The following is a 22,262-nucleotide window of genomic DNA, read 5'->3' on the forward strand; positions in this document are numbered from 1 at the left end:
GCGCATAGTCGAAAGATTGCGCGCTTTTTATTTTATAAATCAAAATTTATGGGCTTGTGTGTGATCTTGCGTACGCGCTTGCATTTGTGCGATTTACAAATTCATTATGCACATTAAAAATAGTGGGTAACTATAATGCTTCGTTTTTCTCCTTCTTTAGTAATTGCTGATCTTGACGGCACAATGCTTCATGATTCCGATACTTTTGAAGGCCGCTTTTTAAGCAGCGAAACTGTGCAGGCTGCTGAGCGTTTGCACGAATCTGGTATTCCGCTTGCTATTATTACGGCTCGTCCTGTTGGAAGCGCTTTTGATTTTGTTCACGATTTAAAAGCTCAAGTTTGCGCGTATCTAAACGGTGCGCTTATTGATTTTGATTGCGTTCACAGCACTATTTCTGAACTTACTTCGCAGCGAAGCATTGATACTCTTACTCGCTTTGGTTTTGACTCTAATCTTGCTGCTGATGTTTGCCTGCGATTGCTTGATAAAATACCTACGCTCCGTCTTGGTATTGTGATGAACGACGTTCGTTACACTAATTTTGATGTTCGTATGCTTTGGAACGAGCAGGATTTTATTATTACAGATTTTTCCAATGTTCCAAGTGGCATAGCAGACAAAATCATTATTGTGCCGCGAGATTGCGAGAAGGAACAGCTTCAGCGTATTATTCCGGATGATTTTTCCTTGCATATTAGCGAAGATGTTTTGTGGATGCTTACGAATCCCCTTGCGAACAAGGGGCATGCTTTGAACGTTATTTGCAATCGTTTGGGTGTAAAGCCTAGTCGCACAGTCGTTTTTGGAGACGATATTATAGATATCGACATGTTCCATGCCGGTGGTTATGGGGTAGCGGTGGCGAATAGTAATCCGCGTTTGCTTGCGATTGCGGACGAAGTTTGCGATTCCAACAATGACGACGGTGTTGCCAGCTGGCTTCATTCAACCCTTTTTACTAGATTGTGAATAACCAACCTTTTTTCGTTACTGGCGCAGTTGGGCGGAGTCATACGTCGAGCGCTCCAATTGTGGGGAAATTTCCTCGCGTTTGGAGCGTCTAACCCTCCGCAACCCTCCAAATGCGAGATGATGCTCGCGCTCTAAGCGCTCGCTTACGAAACTCGCGTGCGCCATCGCAACGTTTTAACCAAATCTCGCTGGCGAACTCTTTCTGGCAAGTAATCACCGTTATTTTCTCAGTTCGTTAGCTGAGTTAGTAACGGTGTCTTGCTTATTACCGTTATTTTCTCAGATACTTGACTGAGTTTTTAACAGTGTCTTGCTTATCACTGTTATTTTCTCAGTTGGTTGACTGAGTTAGTAACGGTGTTGAGCTTATTACCGTTATTTTCTCAGTTTGTTGACTGAGTTAGTAACAGTGTTGAGCTTATCACCGTTATTTTCTCAGTTCGTTAGCTGAGTTAGTAACGCTCACTACCTTCCTGTAATACCTCTTATCCACAACGCTCAAAATTTATTGCGCAAATATTGTATCTTTGAATAATAATTTGTATGAGCAATACTAGTAACGAAATAATACGCATGATCGAAAATGCAGAAAGTAATCATCAGTGCATACGACCAATTACTGGTGCGCAAAAGCAGTATGCGTATAGGTGCGTGAAGAAAGGCACTTTTGTGCGCACTTTCCGCAATCTTTACGCGCGAACTGAGTATTGGCAGAAGCTATATCCGTCTGAAAAAATGCGTCACATAGCTATTTCTTTAATGGAGATTTATCCAGAATGGAAGTTCACTGGTCCTACTGCTGCTGCGCTACTTGGCTATGATATTGTGGAAAATTATGATGATGTAGAAGATGGCAGTGATAATATTCAGCGCAACTTCAGTTCTTCTGTAAGTTCAACGAAGATTTATATTCGTAGTTCTGTGCACAAGTCTGCTAACGATAATCCGTATTTGCATAGGATTATGCGAACATGCAAAGAACAGGATGGTACAAGTGATGACGTGCGCATTGTGCAGCCGAGTCGAAATCATGGTAGACGTCTCGTTACGCTTCCGCATTCAAGTGACAGGGTAAGTTATGAGATTAGAAGTCATATTGTTGACAAGAGCACGATGCTTTTTGATGTTGCGAATACTGTGAATTTTAGGACAGCGCTGCCGATTTTTGATTCTGCTGCGCGCGATAACGTGAATTTTAACAAGGTTCTTGAGATTTGCGGAAGAAGATACGGGACTTCTGCTGGCGGACATAGAAATGGTTGCGCTAATAAGTTGCAATACGCGGACGACGTTTATGATGAGTACGATTCATTCAATGAAGAGTATGAAGATTTGCGTACTCGTGAGAAGAGTGTAGTTACTGCTAATTCTGCGGAGTCGTTTGCGAATGCATTCGTTGGCGGCGGGTTCGGAAAATATGGGAGTAAGGAATATTCGCTTCTTATGCTGCGCCGCCTTTGCCTTTTTAAGAATGGTTTAAGTGAGAATGGCGGCGAGTCTTTTGCGCGCGGCACGATGATTGATCTTGGGTTTATGGTGCCTGAGTTGCAGCATGAGTTTGTTGCGTCAAATTCTAGGGTTAAGTATAGGTGTGATTTTTTGTGGCGGGTTTCGGGCGGTGGTCTGATTGTTGGTGAGCTTGATGGGTATGGGAAGTATTTTGTTGATTCGACTAATTCTACGCATGCGAATATCAACTTCAATTCTTCGTCTGATACTCAAATGTTGCGTAATTCCTACAATCAGGCCGCTATTAATCGCAATATTGATAGGCAGGCGGAGCGCGAGTCGGTGCTTTTTAGGGAGTGCGGAGTGAGTAAGATTGTGCGCTTTAATTTTGCGGATGTTGTTGGCGTTAAGAATCTTGAGCGGAAGCTTGTTGAGGCTGGCGTGCCGCGGATTATGCGCGTTGGATAATATCGAGCGCTTAAAGCGCGCACGCTTTACCTTTTTTCGTTACTGGCGCAGTTGGGCGGAGTCATACGTCGAGCGCTTCAATTGTGGGGAAATTTCCTCGCGTTTGGAGCGTCTAACCCTCCGCAACCCTCCAAATGCGAGATGATGCTCGCGCTCTAAGCGCTCGCTTACGAAACTCGCGTGCGCCATCGCAACGTTTTAACCAAATCTCGCTGGCGAACTCTTTCTGGCAAGTAATCACCGTTATTTTCTCAGTTCGTTAGCTGAGTTAGTAACAGTGTTGTGCTTATCACCGTTATTTTCTCAGTTGGTTAGCTGAGTTTTTAACAGTGTTTTGGTTATTACTGTTACTTTCTCAGTTTATTAGCTGAGAAAGTAATAGTGGGTAGATTATTTTATTACGATTGATAAAAACGTAAAACAAAAACCGCACATGTGTGAATTATAATCCACGAACATGTGCGGTTTATGTTATTTAGCAGTTTCGCTGATTAGCAGTTTCGCTATCAGACGATTAGCAAAATCAGGCGTTTACGCGATCGATGCCGGACTGCACGTCAGCAATCACGGAATCCCAAGACTTGATGAAGGCGGCAACACCGTCAGCCTCAAGCTTGTCGGTAACGTCCTTGATGCTGATGCCAAGTTCAGCGAGCTTATTCATAACAGCGTGGCTCTCTTCGTAAGTACCCTTGACGGAAGGAGCGCCGTTGCCGTGATCGGCAAGAGCGTTCAAAGTCTTTTCTGGCATGGTGTTCACAACATGCTCAGCAACCAACTCGTCAACGTACTTGCAATCGGAGTAAGCTGCGTTCTTGGTGCCGGTAGAAGCCCAAAGTGGACGCTGCTTCTTAGCGCCCTTAGCTTCAAGAGCAGCCCAACGTGGGTCAGCTGCGAACTTCTTCTCGAAGAGTTCGTAAGCCAAGCGAGCGTTAGCAACAGCAGCCTTGCCTTCAAGAGCCTTAGCTTCATCGGAGCCGTTAGCTTCGAGGAGCTTGTCAACAGCGCTATCAACGCGGGAGACGAAGAAGGAAGCTACGGAACCAATGTGCTTCAAGTCATGGCCGTTAGCATCTGCCTGAGCAATACCTTCGATGAAGGCGTCGATAACCTGCTCGTAGCGCTCGAGGGAGAAAATCAAGGTTACATTCACAGAAATACCCTTAGCAAGGGTAGCGGTGATAGCTGGAAGACCTTCCAAAGTTGCTGGAATCTTGATCATAACGTTTGGACGATCAACCTTTGCCCAAAGCTCTTCAGCCTGCTTCTCAGTGTTAGCAGTATCGTGAGCCAAGCGTGGGTCAACTTCGATGGAGACGCGGCCGTCAACGAAGTTGGTCTTTTCAGCGATCTCGCGGAAGATATCGGTTGCATTACGAACATCGGTGGTGGTCAACTCGCGGATAGCGGTTTCAACGTCGACCTTGCCGAGTTCCTTAAGCTGCGCATCGTATGGGCCAACCTGGCTCAAAGCCTTCTGGAAGATGGATGGGTTGGTGGTAACGCCAACAACATTCTTATTAGCAATCAAATCCTGCAAAGAGCCGGACTCAATGCGGGTACGGGACAAATCGTCCAACCAAATAGAAACGCCGGAATCGCTGGTGCGCTGCGTTGCTTCAGTCATGTTATCTCCTTAACACTGTGCTCCACCAATTGGGGCACGTCGGTAGTTTGGCGTTTTTACAAGAAACAGCGGTTGATGTCGAACCAACGGTAGCTCGGCATCAACACGCCGTCGCTGTCTCTTGTGAAGTGTTTCGTTAGCACTTCTAGTTTTGTGACATACCAATTTTATTTTGATACATCAAGCTTTATTTTGCTTACTTGCTTTTTGCCAAGCTATCTTAGGCGCGAGCTTCTTCGATAGAAGCCTTAGCAGCTTCTACTACGTGCTCAGCAGTAATGCCCAAGTCAATCATGTTCTGACCGCCGTCACCCTGCAAGCCGTACTGTTCGATAGAAACAGCCTTGCCGCAATCGCCAAGATACTTGTACCAAGGCAATGCCAAGCCAGCTTCGATGGAAACGCGAGCCTTGACGGACTTTGGCAAGATTGCTTCCTTGTACTCTTCGTCCTGCTCTTCGAACCATTCGAGGGATGGCATGGAAAGAACGCGAGCCTTAATGCCTTCAGCAGCCAAAGTCTTGGCGCCAGCAACAGCCCACTGAACTTCGGAACCGGTTGCCATGATGATTACGTCTGGAGTGCCTTCGCAATCAACCAAAACGTAAGCGCCGTGCTTCACGCCTTCGCGAGCCTTTTCAGCAGTCTCAGCGAGGGTTGGAACGCCTTGGCGGGTCAAAATCATAGCGGTTGGGTAGCTGTTCTTCTTTTCGAAGAAGTAACGGTAAGCTTCAGCAGTTTCGTACTCATCTGCAGGGCGCACAACCTCAAGCTGAGGAATAGCACGGAATGCAGCCAAGTGTTCGATTGGCTGGTGAGTTGGACCATCTTCGCCCAAAGCTACGGAATCGTGGGTCCAAACGTAGAGGTTTGGAATCTCCATCAAAGCAGCCAAGCGAACTGCTGGACGCTCGTAGTCAGAGAACTGGAAGAAGGTGCCGTTGAATGGGCGAGTGTCAGAACCAAGCAAAATACCGTTGGTAATAGCACCCATCGCGAACTCGCGCACACCGAAGTGAAGCTGACGGCCATGCTCGGAAACGTTTGGCCAAGTGCGGGTTGCATCCTCGGATGGACCGAAGGAGTCAGCACCCTTAATGTTGGTGTTGTTGGAGCCGCCCAAATCAGCGGAACCGCCCCAAAGTTCTGGCATAACAGCAGCAATTGCGTTAAGAACTGCGCCGGAAGCCTTACGGGTAGCAACCTTAGAGCCAACTTCGAAGCCAGCAACCAAGTCGTCAATAGCCTTGTCGAAGCCTTCAGGAAGCTTGCCAGCCTTAAGACGCTCGTAAAGAGCAGCCTTATCTGGGTTGGCGGCAGCCCACTTTGCAAGAGCTTCGTCCCAAGCCTTGTGAGCAGCCAAGCCGCGCTCTGCAACCTTGCGAGCGTGAGCCAAAGCTTCTTCGTCGATTGGGAATTGAACTTCTGGGTCGAAACCGCAAAGTTCCTTCAAGCCCTTAACAGCTTCTTCGCCAAGCTTGGAGCCGTGGGAAGCTTCATTGTTAGTCTTGCCTGGGGTTGGCCAAGCAATCAAAGTATTAACCTTAATGAAGTGAGGCTTATCGGTAACTTCCTGAGCCTTTTCAATAGCAGCAGCCAAAGCCTGAACATCTTCCTTGTAGGAGCCGTCTGGCTGGATGAAGCTAACTTCATCGGTGTACCAACCGTATGCACGGTAACGAGCAAGAATATCTTCAGAGAAGGTGAGCTTAGTGTCACCTTCAATCTGAATGTGGTTTGCATCGAAGATTACAGTCAAATTGCCAAGCTTCTGGTTTCCAGCCAAGGAAGCAGCTTCAGAAGAAACGCCTTCCTCAACGTCGCCTTCGCCGCAGATAACCCAAACCTTGTGATCGAATGGGGAAGTGCCAGCTGGAGCTTCTGGATCAAGAAGACCGCGCTCAAAGCGCTGGCCGTAAGCGAAACCAACAGCAGAAGCAAGACCCTGACCGAGTGGGCCAGTAGTCATTTCGATGCCTGGAGTCAAGCCGTATTCAGGGTGACCTGGAGTACGCGTGTCTGCACCGCCACGGAAATACTTGAGATCGTCAAGAGTCAAGCCGTATCCAGAGAAGAACAACTGCACGTATTGCGTAAGCGAAGCGTGACCGCCAGAAAGAATAAAACGATCGCGGCCAGCCCACTTTGGGTCAGCTGGATCGTGCTTAATGAAATGCTGGTACAATGTGTACGCAATCGGTGCTAATGAAACAGGGGAGCCAGGATGTCCGTGTCCTGCTCGCTCAACAGCATCAGCCGAGAGAACCTTCGCCATTTTTACGGCGCGCTCGTCTAATGCAGACCAGTTGAAATCGGTCATGTGATCTACTTTCCTTCCAATAATCCGGGTTTTTAAGCACAGCTTACGCTGGCTTTTTACCCTCTCATTGCCCTTCAATCCTATCTTTCGCGCGCGACGAATATGTTACAAAGTGTGTCAAAAGTTTGCTTTTATGTTCTGTTGCGTGCTAAGAAATAGACTACTATAGGAATATAGTATTTAGAGTGTTTGTAAGGAGTGGTAATGCAGTCACGACGCATGATGATTTTGCGCGCAGTTGTTGAGGATTATATTCGTTCTCAAGAGCCTGTTGGTTCTGCGGCTCTTGCAAAGCATCATCAGCTTGGTGTGAGTTCAGCTACTATTCGTAACGACATGTCGGCTTTGGAAGAGGAGGGATACCTTGTTCAACCGCACACTTCTGCAGGTCGTATTCCTACTGAAAAAGGCTATCGCTACTTTGTTGACGGTTTGGCTTCTGTTATTCCGCTTTCTGAACCGCAGCGTCGCGCTATACGTAACTTTTTAAGCGGATCTGTTAGTTTGCAAGATACTTTGCAACGTTCCGCGCGTCTTCTTGCAAGTATTACGGGTCAAGTCGCTCTCGTAGCATCTCCAGCATTGTCTAAGTCAAAAGTAAAAAGAATTGAGATTGTTCAAGTATCGTCTTCTACGCTTTTGGTTGTTGTGATTACAGATACTGGAGGCGTAGCTCAGCACATGATTCAAGCAACTACTATAAATTCAAATGACTTATTGCATCTAACTAATATGGTTAATGAGTGCTGCATTGGGCTATCTCTTTCATCTGCTTCACAACGCGTTTATGCGCTCGCAAATCGCAAGGATTTAGCGTCAGCTTTGCAAATTATTAGTCAACTTGCTAACGCTTTAGAAGATATGCATGACGGTGAGCATACTCACGACTTATATATGGCTGGAGCTTCTCAACTTGCGCATAGACAAAGTATTGTTGATTTTGCTTCACTTTTTGACGCACTCGAAGAACAGGCTGTTATTATGCGACTGATGACTTCGTTAAGTGAGGAAGCAAGCGATTGTGCAAGTGGTGTTAGTGTTGCAATCGGATCGGAAACGCACACTCCTGGTTTGCTTAACGCTTCTGTTGTAACAAGCACTTACGGATACAATGCTGATTCTGACTCTGCGTTTATTGGATCAATTGGTCCTACGCATATGGATTATGCTGCAACGATGACTGCTGTTAAGGCTGTTGCGCGCTACCTTAATTCGTTTATATCCGAAAATTCATAAAACGTGGCTGGTTTATGGCTGGTTATTCGGCTTATGTCTGGCTGTGCCTTATGCAAGAATGATTTTAGAAAAAGGTAAAAGGGGAATTAATTGACTGATTACTACAAAGTTCTAGGCGTTGATCACAATGCTAGCGACGACGAAATTCGCAAAGCCTATCGCAAAATGAGCCGCAAATATCATCCTGATATTGCAGGCGCTGAGTTTGAAGAAAAGTTTAAGGAAGTAAATGCTGCCTACGACGTGCTTTCTAATCCTGAAAAGCGTCGAATGGTAGACATGGGTGTTGATCCTAACGATCCTTCTGCAGGAAGTGCCGGAGCTTCAGGTGCTGGTTTTGCAGATATGGGCATGGGCGACATTTTCAGCCAGTTCTTTGGCGGTTCTTTCGGTAATTCGCAAGGACCAATTTCGCGTGTGCAGCCTGGCGATGATGCGTTAGCTGAGGCTCGTATTGATTTGAAAACCGCTATTTTTGGCGGAAATGTTAGCGTACGGTTAACTACTTTTGGCGTTTGCAAGGATTGCTCTGGTTCCGGTTCTGCCGACAATTCCGCTCCAGAACAGTGCTCTGTGTGTCACGGTTCTGGCTTCTGCCAAAAAGTTGTGCGCACTATGCTCGGTCAAATGATGTCTTCGATGCCTTGTGAGCATTGCGAAGGTCACGGCACGATTATTAAGAATATTTGCCAAAACTGCCACGGTCATGGTCGTGTGCGTTCAATTCGTGAAGTTGGAGTGAACGTGCCGGCTGGAATTCGTGACGGTAGTCGTTTGCGCTTAGCTTCCCAAGGAAGCGTTGGTGAGTGCGGCGGTCCTGCCGGCGATTTGTACGTTGATATTCATATTCGTGCAGATAAGCAATTTACTCGTAACGAGGATGATTTGCATTGTTGGATTACAGTTCCTATGAGCTGGGCTGTTCTTGGTCGTAGCCTTGAAATCGACACTTTTGATGGTGCTCAGAAAATAACGATTCCTGCAGGCTGCCAAAATGAAGACACTATTACTTTGCCAAATCTTGGTGTGACGAAGCTTCGTTCTAAAGATCGCGGAAATATCGTGGTTCATGTGCTAGTGCAAACGCCTTCTAAGTTGAATGATGAAGAGCGTGCTTTGATTGAAAAATTTGCTAAATTGCATGATAGTTCTATGAAGCAAGTGCAGCAGCATTCGTTAAGTGAGCAGTCGAGTGAGCGTAAAGGTTTCTTTAGTAAATTAAAGGAAGCTTTTGCCGGCTGATTTTACGGATTTAATTTACTGCTTTAAACGGCTTTAATTTACGGCTTTGATTTAAAATAGTGGGGAAATATGGCATTACCAATATTGTTTGCTGGAACTCCGGAAGTTGCGGTTCCGTCTCTTCGCGAGTTAACTAAAGATAGTGAGCATTTTGATGTTCGCGCTGTTCTTACGCGACCGGACGCTCCGACTGGTCGCGGTAGAAAGCTTGTGCCAAGCCCTGTGAAACAGGCTGCTCTTGAGCTCGGCTTGCCAGTGCTTGAGTCGGATCCTAAAAATGAAGATGTGTTTCTTGAACAGCTTGCGGCAACCGGTGCAAAAGCTGCAGCAGTTGTAGCATACGGCAAGATTTTGCGACAGAATGTTTTAGACGCGTTGCCGCTCGGCTGGTATAATCTTCATTTTTCGCTTCTTCCGCAATGGCGAGGTGCAGCTCCTGTGCAGCGTGCCATTTGGGCTGGGGATGATATTACAGGTGCTACGGTTTTTCGCATTACGCGCGGCATGGATTGTGGGCCTATTTTGGCGCAGTTTACTACAAAAATTGAGTCTCACGAAAATTCTGGCGATCTTCTTGCACGACTTGCAAACGACGGCGCGCCGCTTCTTGCAGCATCTCTTCGTGGCATGGAAACTGGTGAAATTGTGCCGGTTGAGCAAGATCAAACTCCTCAAGAAGTTGCGCAAAAAATCACTGTTGAAGATGCTCATATTGATTTTCATGCGCCAGCTTTTGCAGTCGATCGTCAAATTCGCGCTTGTACGCCAAATCCGGGCGCGTGGTGCGAGCTTCATGCGGACGATGAACATAATGCGGATCCGATTACTTTGCATGTTTTACGTGCAGTTCCGGCAGATGCTAACGATCCGCATGGTGAGGAATTGATGAAGCTTGATCCTGGAAAATTGCTTGCTGGCAAGAAGCAAGTTTGGGTTGGTACTTTAAGCGGCGTACTTGAACTTTTGGAAGTAAAAGCGCAGGGAAAGAAAGCTATGAAAGCGGCAGACTGGGCGCGCGGAGCTAGGCTTTCGGCAGCAGCTTACTGCGCATAAAATTATGATTATGAACTTTTCTTCGATGTTGCCAACTTTGTCTAAACCAGGGCTTTTGGTTATGGATGTTGATGCAACGCTTATTGAGGAAGAAGTTATCGATTTGCTCGGTGCAGAAGCTGGATGCGGCGATGAGCTTTCTGCGATTACAGCGCGAGCAATGCGTGGCGAAATTACTTTCGATACTTCCTTGCGTTCGCGCGTGAGTATGCTTCGCGATTTGAATATTGACGAGTGCAAAAAGCGTATTATTTCTAAAATTCATGTAACTAAAGGCGCGAATGTTTTAATTGACACGCTTCATGCGCACGGATGGAAAGTTGGCGCAGTTTCTGGCGGTTTTCATGAGATTTTGGACGAATTTTTGCCGAGTTTGAATATTGATTTTTGGGCGGCTCACCATTTAGAGTCTATTGACGGCAAGCTTACTGGCAACGTACTTGGAAATATTGTTAATGCTAATGCAAAAGTTGAAGCGCTTAGAACTTGGGTAACTAATCTTGGAATTGATCGCGAACAAACTGTTGTAGTGGGGGATGGAGCGAACGATATTTCAATGATTAAATTCGCTGGATTAGGCGTAGCTTTTTGCGCAAAACCAACAGTTCAAGCGGCTACTCCTTACTGCATTCTTACTCGCGATTTAAGCGCTGTCTTGCGTTTTTTGAATGCGAATTAATACGTTTTTAAAAGTAAAAGTTGAGTAATGTACGTAGGCAATGTAAAATTGCGAATGATGATTAAAGATTAATGATTAAATTTTTTGTGAAAGTTCTGTATCTTTTAACCGCAGAGCTTAAATGTGTTGGTGAATCTTTCTATTGTTGAGTAAAATAAAGTTAATTTATGGGAGAGAGAGTGTGCATAAATACGGGAATTTATGCATTTAGGGTAGGGAGTGTAAGTTGAATTTACGAGAAGTTGCGCTTGAAGTTGCGCGTATTTTGGAAGATGTTGGTAAACATGCGTATCAGGATCAATTAAGCCCTCAAGATATGACGTCGATTGCGTTGGGTGATCCTAATAAATCTGAATCTGGTTTTGGCGATAAGCTCGTGCGTTTTATTCAAAATCGTTTGACTTATGTGAATCCTTTCCAAGGTTTTTGGCAAACTAAGCCGGAGCAGTGCAATCCGGGAGAACGTTTTTGGTGCGTTGGAAACGTTGACGGTGCTATTAATTTTAATCGCGATATGGCTGAGTGGACTCTTACGGTTTCGCTTTTTGAGTTTAACGATGAAGGCTCCGCTCGTCCGGTTCTTGGTGTTGTGCACGCTCCTGCGTTGGGATTGACTTATTTGGCTGCAAAGGGTCAGGGTGCTATTCGTATTCGTAGAACTCCGCAAGGAGAGAAGCGTGAGAAGATTACGCCTTCCACAACTTCTACTTTGCAAGGATCTGTGGTTTGTTATGGAATGTCTTATATACCTGGTGAATCTAAGCGCGCGCTTGACGTAGTCGCTTCTGTTGAAGAGGGCTGCCCTGCGGATATTAAGCGTATTGGGCCTGCGTCGCTCGACTTGTGCAAGGTGGCGGATGGCACTTATGACGCTTATTTTGAGCCTCACTTGCATCATTGGGATATTCCAGCTGTTTCTGCTGGTGCCGTGGTTGTGCTAGAAGCGCAGGGTCAGGTTTGCCAGTGGGATGGAAACCCTATTCATTGGCGACGCGAAAATGACGTAGTCGCTTCTAACGGTTTGCTTATTAACGAGTTAAAGCCGTATCTTAAATAAGCAATATTCTTGCGTAAGTAGCTAATAATCTTGCGTAAGTAGCTAATAATCTTGCGTAAGTAGCTAATAATCTTGCGTAAGTAGTTAATAGCCTTGCGTAAGCATTCAATTATCTTGCGGCGTGTCGTAATTTTTTTTCATAAATATTATGACGTCTTAACATGTAATTTATACGTATTCATGCGTGATTTGCGAATTATGTGATTTACGCTACACAAATTATTGCATGAAAAGGTTTGCAATGTATGAATAGTTGAGTACCATATAGCTTGTAGGAATGTCAGTTTGCACATTTTTATGCATGCTTGAAATGTATTAAGAGAGTATGAAGCGTTGTGTAAATAGCAAATTGGTATGAAACAAAGAAGCGAATGCTAATTTGTTTGGCTGCTGCATTATTGCATATTACAAGTTATGCATAAGCAGAAACATAAAGAATACACATTATTGAAGTGAGGAATAATGACGAAGAAGATTATGAGTGCGAAGCATCTTGCCGATTTGCAAAAGTCTATGCAAAAGTCGAGTAACAGCGTTATTTACGCGCCACTTTCTAAGAGCGTGTGCGCAGCTATGCTCGCAGGCGCAATGGTGCTCGGGGGGGGGGGTATTCGTTTCCTCGCCTGCCTATGCTGACGGTTATGTAGACGGCACTGGCAACAATGTTTATTACGGTTTCAAAACTGATGCAAAATATGCCGAGGCTCATTTCAACATTGACGTTGAATATTACGATACTCTAGATCACGCCAAAGCTGGCGGTACTGAAGGCATAGACCCTCTTGGTAAATTTGTTCGCGTTCATTATCTTTCTAATTGCCACAACAATGCTACAGCTGACGATTGGCGATTCCGTCCAATGTGGTGGTTTGGTGTTCCTGCTGGTTTGAAAGATCCTCAAGATATTCAATTTAAGCGTATTGAAAAGTTAACAAAAAATGGCAAGGAGCAGGTTAAACCTGCTGGTTCTTCGCAATATATTACAACCGACGCAAACGGTTATGGCGCTGTTTCTGACAAACATTTTAATAGTCCTAAGGAATGGACTAATATTTCTAATTATTATTTTAGTGACGAAAATATTCTCGCCAGCAAAGGCTGGAAACAGCTTATGGGCTTGGGTACCAAAGACAATAAAGGTTACGATAATGCGGGCAATACCGCACAACAATGGGAAGAATACCAAAAGCAAACTCAAGGCCTTAAGGGTATTTTCGTAGACTGGGAGTCTGCTGGTCAGCGTTGGTATGACATGACTTACGTTTCCGAGATGGAAGACAATGCATGGAAAGAGCGTGACATCAATCCGCTTCGTTTTGCCGCTGGCGTTTACCGTTTTGCAGGTAATTGGCATTATGCAGTAGGTCAAAAGCACAATACGCCAAAGATTGCGGATCATTTGACGCTTGCGTATCCAGAGGTTACAAAGGTTAAGAAGACTAACGATTTGAGTGAAGCCGAGCAAAAGGCTATTAAAGAAAAAATTGAAAAAGCGAATGAAAACACCAAGTACTTCAAGGAATTAGTTGCTGATAATGGTGTTGTGGTAAATAAGGATGGCTCTGCAACTATCACTTTCAAAGACAAGACGACTCGCACGATTCCTGCAAGCCTTCTTGTTGCACAAGATGAATCCGACAGCGACAGATATAAGCCAGTTATGCCAGATCGCATACCTGTTGTAAAGCCTGATTCGTTAAGTGATGATGATAAAAAGGCTGTTATTGATGCGTTCAAGAAGGCGAACCCTGATAGCAGCGAATTTAGCAAGCATCTTGCCAAGGATAATGCTATTGCTTTCGATAAAGACGGCAAGAACCTTGTTGTGACTTACGAAGATGGCTCAAAGGCTACGATTCCTGCGTCTGAGCTTGTGTTCCAAGGGCCAAAAATCTCCGATTGGGCGCCGTATGTTGTGCCGGACGCGATTGAGGTTAAAGATCCTGCAAAATTAGATGCAGATGAACAAAAGAAAGTAACCGATGCCTTCGACGCAGCAAACGCTGACTTGGATGTTTATAATGCAGCCAAGAAGGATGGCAAAACTCCTGTAAGCTTCGATAAAGACTTCAAGAACGCCATCATCACTTGGGCAGACGGTTCAACAACAGAGATTCCTTCCTGGCAATTCTTAAAGCAAAAGGCTGCTGAGGAAAATCCAACTCCAAAGCCGCCTGCTCCAACTCCTGCTGCTGAAAAAGAGTTCATCGTTGAAGCGCCTGCAACCCAAACAAGAGTTAAATTTGATCCATTCAATATGAAAGAAGCAGATTTAACAACTAACAGCCAAGCTCTTGATGCAAATAAAAAAGCCTTAATGAAGGTTAAGGGTAAGGATTCTAAAGATAATTCAGATGTAACTATTACTGATGTTTCGTATAGCGTGAAAGACGGTAAAGGTTACATTACGTTTAAGGCGGATGGCTATAAAGACGCTACTTATCCCATGAGCGTGTTCTTCAAGCAGACAGCAAATACGCAAACGTCTCAGACGCCTTCTACGGAAACTAAGACATATAACGATCCAGATAATCAGAAAATTACCTTTAAGTATAATGTTACAAAGACGGAGACTGAAGGCGATACACCAACTGTTCAAGAGGCTGTAAAGGCTTTAAAGCAGTTTGTAAAAGACAATTACGATAATGTATCTGATTCTGATTTGCAAGCTGTTACGAGCGATGTTGCTGTTAAAACAACTTGGACTCCAAAAGCCGGTACTGAGAATATGGGTCCTTACGGTGCATCTGGTAAGAATGATGGACCAATGACTTCATTTAGTATAGATAATACTAACGGTTACGCTATTACAGTTCATGGTCACCAGTGGATGGAAGATGATGGTAGTGCAGGCGATTGGGCTGCTGACATGGAAGGGACTCTGTTTACCATCCAAGCCAAAGATTTGTATGTTAAAAAGGGAAATACTCAACCATCTCAGGATAATACAATTGATAAGCTCAAAGAGCAAGCAAAAGCTTTGCTGAAGCAGCGTCAAGATGATGGGCTTACCAATGACGACTTGAAGCGCGCTGGAATCACCGATGCAGATAAGTTGGATAACGCCATCAATGGTATGGATGAAAAGGCTCTTCGCGACCTTATTCGCAAGCTTACTGATGCCAAGAAAGCTGAGCGCAAGTATAACGAACCTGCTGCAATTAAGGTTAAAGATCCGAATAAGCCTACTGAAGAAGATTTCAAGAAGGCTGTTAAGGCATTCTTTGACGCTAACTATGATGGGCAGAATAACTTCCAAATAAAAACGGAAAGCATGAATATTCCTTACCTTCCATCTGCTTCTGATCTTAAGCCAAAGTCTGACACTATTTACATGGAGATTGCTGACGATAATATCAAGTCAGTTACTTCCAGCGAAACCAGTGGGGCGAAAGACTATAAGTCTATCGTCTTTAAGGATCAGAATGGCAAGCAGCTCTTCACTGTTCCTATTACCTATAGTAAGGAGGAAACCAAGCCAACTCCAAAGCCTGATGATAAGCAACTCCAGCAGATGAAGGATGATGCGAAGAAGCTTATCGACCGCAATCCAAAGCTTACTGAGGAGCAAAAAACCCAGTATAAGAATGAGATTGATAATGCTAAAGGTGCTGATGATATTCAGAATATTCTTAAGAAGGCCAACGAGCAGGCTGGCAAGAATAATGTAACTCCTGAACAGTTAAAGGAAAAAGAAAAGAAAGACAAAGAAAATAAGGAAAAAGAGCAGAAAAAAGAGGAAGATAAAAAGCAGGAGGACCAGAAGAAGCAAGAGCTACAGGATAAGAAAAAGAAAGCTTCTGATGCAATTGATGGTCTTGGCAATCTGACTCAAGATGAAAAGGATAAGCTCAAGGAAAAGCTGAATGGAAAGAGTGGGGATGCTACCAAGCCTGGTGCTAAGACTCCTGAAGAAGTTCAGCAGATTTTAGATGAAGCTAATAATCTTAATGAAGCGCACAAGGATGTTAGTGCTGGCGCGCTTCCGTTCCTAAGCCACGGCAATTCTAGTAGCGAGGACGATAAGGCTCTTAAGGAGTTAATTGGTTCTGATCCAAGCAAGAAGGATGCAGCACTCACTGCTTTGGAAGATGCTCTTGCAAAGAAGGATCCTGCTGCTACTGCAGAAGAGATTAAGAATGATCTTGACGCAGCCAAGCGCCAGAATGCGATTAACGAGCAGAATGCTAAGAATGCTGGTATTGCCAAGCTTGATGCTAAGAAGGCAGAACTTGATGCAGCATACAAGGCGTTGAATGATGAGCAGAAAGCAAAAGCTAAAGATAAGTATGAAGCTGCCACTAAGGCAATCGATGATGCTAAGAACACTGTTAACAGTGCAACAAAGCCTTCTGAAATCAAGGATGCTGTTGATGGCGTGAAAACTTCGTTTGATGACGCAAACAAGGCAATCGAAGATGCTAAGGGTAAGCGCGATATTTCTCAGAACACATACGATGATCAGTCTGTACTTAATAAAGAAAAGGAAGATCAGAAGAAACGCATTCAAGATAGTGATCTTCCAGATGCTGAAAAGCAGAAGGCTATTGATGACATCAATGATGCAAAGAAGATTGGCGACCCAACTGCTATTGCTAATCGCGCTTTGAAGGCTAAGAAGATAGAGGATGCTAAGAAGCAGATTGCTGCGCTTGATCATTTGAACAATGCGCAGAAGGAAGCTTTCAAGAAGATTATTGAAGATACTGATGCTTCTGATCACAAGAACGCTGACGGTACAACTTCTGACGACATCGACGACGCGCTTGCCAATGCTACTGCAACCGATACTGCCATGGCTCGTCTTGAAAAGCTGAAAGAGATCGCTGATAAGTTCGCTAAGGGCGACAAGTATAAGGGTCTGCAAGAAGGCAATGAGCAAAAGAAAGCGTTTGACGATGCTGCTACTGCTGCTGGAGCCGTGCTAGACAAAGCTAATGGCGATCCTAAGGATGCGGATCAGGTTAATGAGCTGTATAAGGATCTTCTTAAGGCAATGCAGGCGATTGATGACAAAGTTAAGGGTGCGGGCGTAAGCACTGATTTACTTCAGGCTGAAGTAGATAACGATTCTAAGCTTAAGCCAACGCCAGCTGATCCTAACGATTCCACTAAGCCGGCTACACCTGGCGATCCTCTGTACACGACCGCTTCTAAGGAGAAGAAAGAAGCATTTGACAAGGCACTCTCTGACGCGGAAGCGGCATTGAAGAAAGCTAAAGAAGATAACGAAAACGATAAGAATCTAGACTCTACTCCGCGCACTCCCGAGCAAGAGGCTAAAGATCAACAAGCGGTAGACGACGCACTTCAGAAGCTTGAAAATGCGCGTAAGGCGCTTGATGGTGTTGATACCAAGCCGTTGCAAGATGAGATTGATAAGGATAGCAACGTTAAGAACTCAGATAGGTATACGTATTCTACTACGACGGAAAAGAAGACTGCGTTTGATAAGGCTCTTCAAGATGCTAAGGATCTTATCGATAAGCTAACTGGTACGAAGAAGGCTGCTGCAGGCGAGGAAGATGTAACAACTAAGACTCAAGCTGAAAAGCAGAAGCTTGTTGATGATGCTCTTGCAAAGCTTAAGACAGCTGAAGAGGCTCTTGACGGTAAGAAACCAACTCCTGGTTCTGGTTCTGAAGCTGGTTATGGTGTGAATGATAATGCGCCTACTACTGTGGATAAGGGTGAGTTGAATGTTCAGATTCAGGGTGCTGAGTCTGATTCACAGCCTGGAAATGCTGGTAATGGTGACGCTGGTGCTGGCGTAAACTCGGGTAATGCAGGTAACGCTGCTAACACCAATGCTGCCAACGCTAACGCTAATAATGCTAATGGCGCAAGTTCTGCTGCTGTGAACGCTGCTGTTGAGAATAATCCTGCTGTGAAGCAGGCGGATACTAAAGTTTCTAAGGCTCAGGCGGCTTTGGATGCTGCTTTGGCTGAGGCTAAGAAGGTTGCTGCTGATCCTAACGCAACTCAGGCTCAGGTTGATGCTGCGGTTAAGAATCTTTCTGCTGCTCGTAAGGCTTTGGCGTCTGCTAAGGCTCATGCGGCTGAGGTTCGTGCTTCTGTGCGCGCTCAGGTGTTGAAGAGTGGTAGTGTTGCTCAGCTTAGTAAGACTGGTAGTGACGTGTCTGTGTTTGGCTTGTTTGCTGCAACTCTTAGTGCTGCTGGTGCTGCGCTTTTCTCAGCTAAGCGTCGTGGTACTTCTCGTCACAGTAGTAAGTAGAATATTTGCTAGCTGGTCTGGTTATTGCAGATCAGCTAGTTTTAGAGCTGCTTAATGTTTGCTTAATTGTATTCAGTAAGTTTGCTGAGTATTGAGTTAATTAGCATAATGAAGTTAATGTAAAAGTGTCTCACTTTGCGTCTTTCTTTACTACGCAAAGTGAGGCATTTTTGTATGCGAATATTTTTATCTAACACGAATTGAAACAGTCGTGAAAATATGGGAGAATTACCACATGACTACAGTTATTATGTATACTTCTGAAGGCGATATAAAAATCAATTTGTTTGACAGTAAAGCGCCTGAAACCGTCAAAAATTTTGTTGGCTTAGCTACTGGTGAGCGCGAGTGGCTTGACTCATTCAGTGGAAAACCTTCGCATGAGCCATTCTACGATGGTTTAACTTTCCACCGCATCATTAAGGATTTCATGATTCAGGGTGGCTGCCCACTCGGCAATGGAACTGGCGGTCCTGGATACGAGTTTGACGATGAAATTGACGCATCCTTGAAGTTCGATAAGCCTTATTTGCTCGCTATGGCAAATGCTGGAAAGCGTCGCGGTCGTGACGGTCGTTTGCATGGCACTAACGGTTCGCAGTTCTTCATTACAACTGTGCCAACTCCATGGCTTGATGGCCACCATACAATTTTCGGCGAAGTTGCTGACGATGAATCGAAGGCGGTTGTCGATAAGCTCGAGGCTGTCGCAACGGATCGATCTGATGCTCCTCTTGAGCTTGTAGGTATTATTTCTATTGAAGTTTTGTGATTAAACGTTATTTGATTTAATACTCTTTAATATTCTTTAGTACTAAAGTTCTTAATTGCTAATCCGACATTTTCTATACGCTTGTGTACAGAAAATGTCGGATTTTTGCTGTAAGGCGGCAGAAACTTTACAACGCATGCAACGGAAAGGTTGTATTAATAGAATTTAAATGCGGATATAAAGAAAGCGAGTCTTATAGCAAGCATAATAGCTCACTATAAAACTCGCTTTGGTTCATATCAACCTTCTTCTATTATTATTCGTTGTAAGTATTGTTATTGAAGCACTTGCAATTCAGTTTTTGCTTCCGCACTTCCGTACCTCATCATTTTATGCTTTCACGCTTTGATACAACGATGAGCCGGATTCTTGGAACTTTTTGCTCATCTCTTTCATACCATCGGCAATTGCCTGACTGCGTGCTTCTTCAACGAGCTGCTCCTGCTGAGCTGCTCCGCCAAAACGCTTACGAATATTTTGCGAAATAGCCATCGAGCAGAACTTTGGTCCGCACATCGAGCAGAAGTGCGCCATTTTTGCCGGTTCTGCAGGAAGTGTTTCGTCGTGGAAGGCGATTGCGGTATCTGGATCATAGCTTAAGTTGAACTGATCCAACCAGCGGAACTCAAAGCGAGCCTTACTGATTGCGTTGTCGCGATCCATAGCATGTGGATGATGCTTAGCAAGATCAGCTGCGTGGCAAGCGATCTTATACGCAATCACGCCTTGCTTCACGTCATCCTTGTTAGGCAACCCCAAATGTTCCTTAGGAGTCACATAGCAAAGCATTGCGGTGCCGTATCGCGCAATCTCCACGCCACCAATTGCGGAAGTAATGTGGTCATAGCCAGGTGCGGTATCCGTAGTCAAAGGACCAAGCGTATAGAATGGAGCATTCTGGCAAATTGCCTTTTCCATCTCAATATTCATACGCACAGTGTCGAATGGCACGTGACCAGGACCTTCAATCATCACCTGTACGTCATGCTTCCAAGCGATCTTCGTAAGCTCGCCAAGCGTCATAAGCTCGGAAAGCTGAGCCGCATCGTTAGCATCAGCCAAGCTACCTGGACGCAAACCATCACCCAAAGAGAATGCAACATCGTACTTTGCGAAAATCTCGCATAATTCTTCAAAGTGCGTATACAAGAAGCTCTCTTGATGATGTTGCAAGCACCATTCAGCCATAATTGAGCCACCACGAGAAACAATACCGGTTACGCGGTTTGCAGTAAGCGGCACGTAGCGAAGAAGCACGCCAGCGTGAATAGTCATGTAGTCAACGCCCTGCTCGCACTGCTCAATAACAGTGTCGCGGAAAAGCTCCCAGCTGAGCTTAGAAGCATCATCCTCAACCTTTTCCAAAGCCTGATACATTGGCACTGTTCCAATTGGCACAGGGGAGTTGCGCAAAATCCATTCGCGCGTTGTGTGAATATCGTTACCGGTGGAAAGATCCATAACGGTATCCGCACCCCACTTCGTGGCCCACGTAAGCTTTTCTACTTCTTCGTCGATAGATGACGTAACAGCAGAATTACCCATGTTTGCGTTGAGCTTAGTCAAGAAGCGCGAGCCAATAATCATAGGTTCAGCTTCAGGATGGTTAATATTGCAAGGAATTACAGCACGTCCGGCTGCAACTTCTTCGCGAACCAGCTCTACATCGCAATTTTCGCGCGTTGCAACATATTGCATTTCCGGAGTAGTGATTCCGTGGCGAGCGTACCACATTTGTGTAATCGGATGATCCGCGCCCTTCATTGGCTTATGCGTGCGTCCACGCCATTCTTTAGAAGCTTTGCCTCGCTTAATTGCGCGCTTGCCGTCGTCTTGAAGATTGCGCCTGCGACCCTCATATTCCACAACGTCACCGCGGTCGCGAATCCAGTCAAGGCGAAGCGGAGCCAAACCTTCCTTCGGATCGCACTTTGGACCTTCTGTATTGTAATCCTTAAAAGGCGGGTTAGGACCTACGCCAGGAGTATCCGAAAGCTTAATTTCCGTATAAGGAACTTCCAAATCATAAGAACCATATTCATACTCAAAATGAATTGGAGTTGTTTTGCGAATATGAGCTTTATCGCGCTGAGTGCATCCGCGAGCTGCAATGTCAACTCGCTGTTGTTTAGCTAATTTCGCAGCATCCTTTGCTTCTTTCGCATTAATAAAAGTTGGCTTCTTTTCTTGAGTTTCTGAAGATTTTGATTCAGAATTTTCTGCAACTATCACTCGCTTAGCGTAGCCGTGCTTTTCTTCACCTCGCACAGCTTTCCAATGTTCAACAAATTCACGCATAGTTGATTCTGGTGTTTCTGAAGAATACAATGCTTCAGAAACGAACCATCCTGCAGCCTTGGTGTGAGCGATTGTATCGATATCGTCGAGTGCAGTTCTTCCGCCAACTAGAACTGGAAAATCACTTGCGGAACAAATCGTATTAATTTTCGCTTCGTCCAGCGTTGTGTGATTTGCTTCCAATTCGTAAGCGGCAGTAGTGCTTTCGCATCCTTCTTCAGGATTGCGCATTGCTGTTACGCAAATGTAATCAATGCATCCATCTGGAAGTTCGTTTATTACTTTAACTAAGCTTTCGGTTTCAACAGATAAGCCGATTACAGCATCTTCGCCAAGAAGAGCGCGAGCCTCTCTAGGCTCCATGTCGCTTTGTGCTAAATGCACTCCGTCAACTTTGATGCTTTGATTGCGAGCTTGCCAAACGACATCAACACGCTCGTCGATAACAAAAGTTACAGAATCGCATTTGTTATTGTCTTCGATGATTTGTGCAATATCGCGTGCAATAGTAGTGATTTCTTTAGCGTTTTCATTGTTGCAATGAAGACGAATAAAAGTCGCTCCAGCGCGCAAAGCATCATCGACAATATCGGTAAGCGGACGATTATTACAAGCTTGTGGGTCTGCAATAAAGCAGGCGCTTAGATTAAATTGATTACGCATTGATGCGTACGGATAATTCGATGTCATACTAAAATCGTTGCTCCCTACGTTGTATTAACTAACAGGTTCGAAGGGTTAGGCAAACTAATACCATCTCAGCCTTCTTTCGAAAGCACCCCTGCAAAATGTCGAATTACCAGCAAGTTTACACGATTATGTGCATTTAATTGGTGGTGGGTATGTTGCGA

At 45.0% G+C, this 22,262-nt stretch carries 12 protein-coding genes and 1 riboswitch; of the genes, 9 read left to right on the forward strand and 3 right to left on the reverse strand.

The genetic code is table 11. The features are described 5' to 3' along the window. Positions 1-135: 135 nt before the first annotated feature. Entirely contained in the window at positions 136-972 is an 837-nt protein-coding gene (locus HXT39_RS02155) for an HAD hydrolase family protein (RefSeq protein WP_103013852.1), read from the forward strand. Between the two features lie 546 nt (positions 973-1,518). Beyond that, complete coding sequence (locus HXT39_RS02160) at positions 1,519-2,892, forward strand: AMP-dependent synthetase (protein ID WP_369827456.1); 1,374 nt, start codon at positions 1,519-1,521, stop codon at positions 2,890-2,892. Positions 2,893-3,415: 523 nt separating this feature from the next. Here the strand turns inward: HXT39_RS02160 and tal are convergent. Next, entirely contained in the window at positions 3,416-4,519 is a 1,104-nt protein-coding gene (gene tal / locus HXT39_RS02165) for a transaldolase (RefSeq protein WP_102703155.1), read from the reverse strand. Positions 4,520-4,739: 220 nt separating this feature from the next. Next, on the reverse strand, positions 4,740-6,839 hold the full coding sequence (tkt, locus tag HXT39_RS02170) for a transketolase (protein ID WP_004108651.1): 2,100 nt from the start codon (positions 6,837-6,839) through the stop codon (positions 4,740-4,742). Positions 6,840-7,058: 219 nt separating this feature from the next. On the opposite strand from tkt, the gene hrcA reads away from it, so the two are divergent. From hrcA to HXT39_RS02205, 7 genes are all read left to right on the forward strand, one after another. Continuing rightward, complete coding sequence (gene hrcA, locus HXT39_RS02175; protein ID WP_165845982.1) at positions 7,059-8,075, forward strand: heat-inducible transcriptional repressor HrcA; 1,017 nt, start codon at positions 7,059-7,061, stop codon at positions 8,073-8,075. Between the two features lie 90 nt (positions 8,076-8,165). Further along, the gene (gene dnaJ / locus HXT39_RS02180) at positions 8,166-9,317 is read left to right on the forward strand and encodes a molecular chaperone DnaJ (RefSeq protein ID WP_004108655.1); all 1,152 of its coding nucleotides are present in this window, start codon (positions 8,166-8,168) and stop codon (positions 9,315-9,317) included. Between the two features lie 69 nt (positions 9,318-9,386). Then, positions 9,387-10,370, forward strand: a complete 984-nt coding sequence (gene fmt, locus HXT39_RS02185; protein WP_004108659.1) for a methionyl-tRNA formyltransferase — start codon at positions 9,387-9,389, stop codon at positions 10,368-10,370. 25 nt (positions 10,371-10,395) lie between these two features. After that, complete coding sequence (gene serB, locus HXT39_RS02190) at positions 10,396-11,049, forward strand: phosphoserine phosphatase SerB (RefSeq protein ID WP_004108662.1); 654 nt, start codon at positions 10,396-10,398, stop codon at positions 11,047-11,049. Positions 11,050-11,275: 226 nt separating this feature from the next. Continuing rightward, a complete protein-coding gene (locus tag HXT39_RS02195; RefSeq protein WP_004108666.1) occupies positions 11,276-12,106 on the forward strand; it encodes an inositol monophosphatase family protein in 831 nt (276 codons plus the stop codon). Between the two features lie 481 nt (positions 12,107-12,587). Continuing rightward, positions 12,588-18,341, forward strand: a complete 5,754-nt coding sequence (locus HXT39_RS02200; protein WP_421793292.1) for a GA module — start codon at positions 12,588-12,590, stop codon at positions 18,339-18,341. A gap of 235 nt (positions 18,342-18,576) precedes the next feature. After that, positions 18,577-19,113 (forward strand): peptidylprolyl isomerase, encoded by a 537-nt coding sequence (locus tag HXT39_RS02205; protein WP_102703150.1) that lies wholly within the window; start codon positions 18,577-18,579, stop codon positions 19,111-19,113. A 330-nt stretch (positions 19,114-19,443) separates the two neighbouring features. Here the strand turns inward: HXT39_RS02205 and thiC are convergent, their stop codons facing one another. After that, positions 19,444-22,101 carry a phosphomethylpyrimidine synthase ThiC gene (thiC, locus tag HXT39_RS02210; RefSeq protein ID WP_012914246.1) on the reverse strand — a complete coding sequence of 886 codons (2,658 nt, stop codon included), beginning with the start codon at positions 22,099-22,101 and terminating at the stop codon, positions 19,444-19,446. Further along, a riboswitch (TPP riboswitch) is annotated at positions 22,099-22,204 on the reverse strand. It overlaps the preceding gene by 3 nt. Positions 22,205-22,262: the final 58 nt, after the last annotated feature.

Origin of the sequence: Gardnerella sp. DNF01159, from assembly GCF_049244215.1 — a bacterium.
Taxonomy (GTDB): domain Bacteria; phylum Actinomycetota; class Actinomycetes; order Actinomycetales; family Bifidobacteriaceae; genus Bifidobacterium; species Bifidobacterium swidsinskii.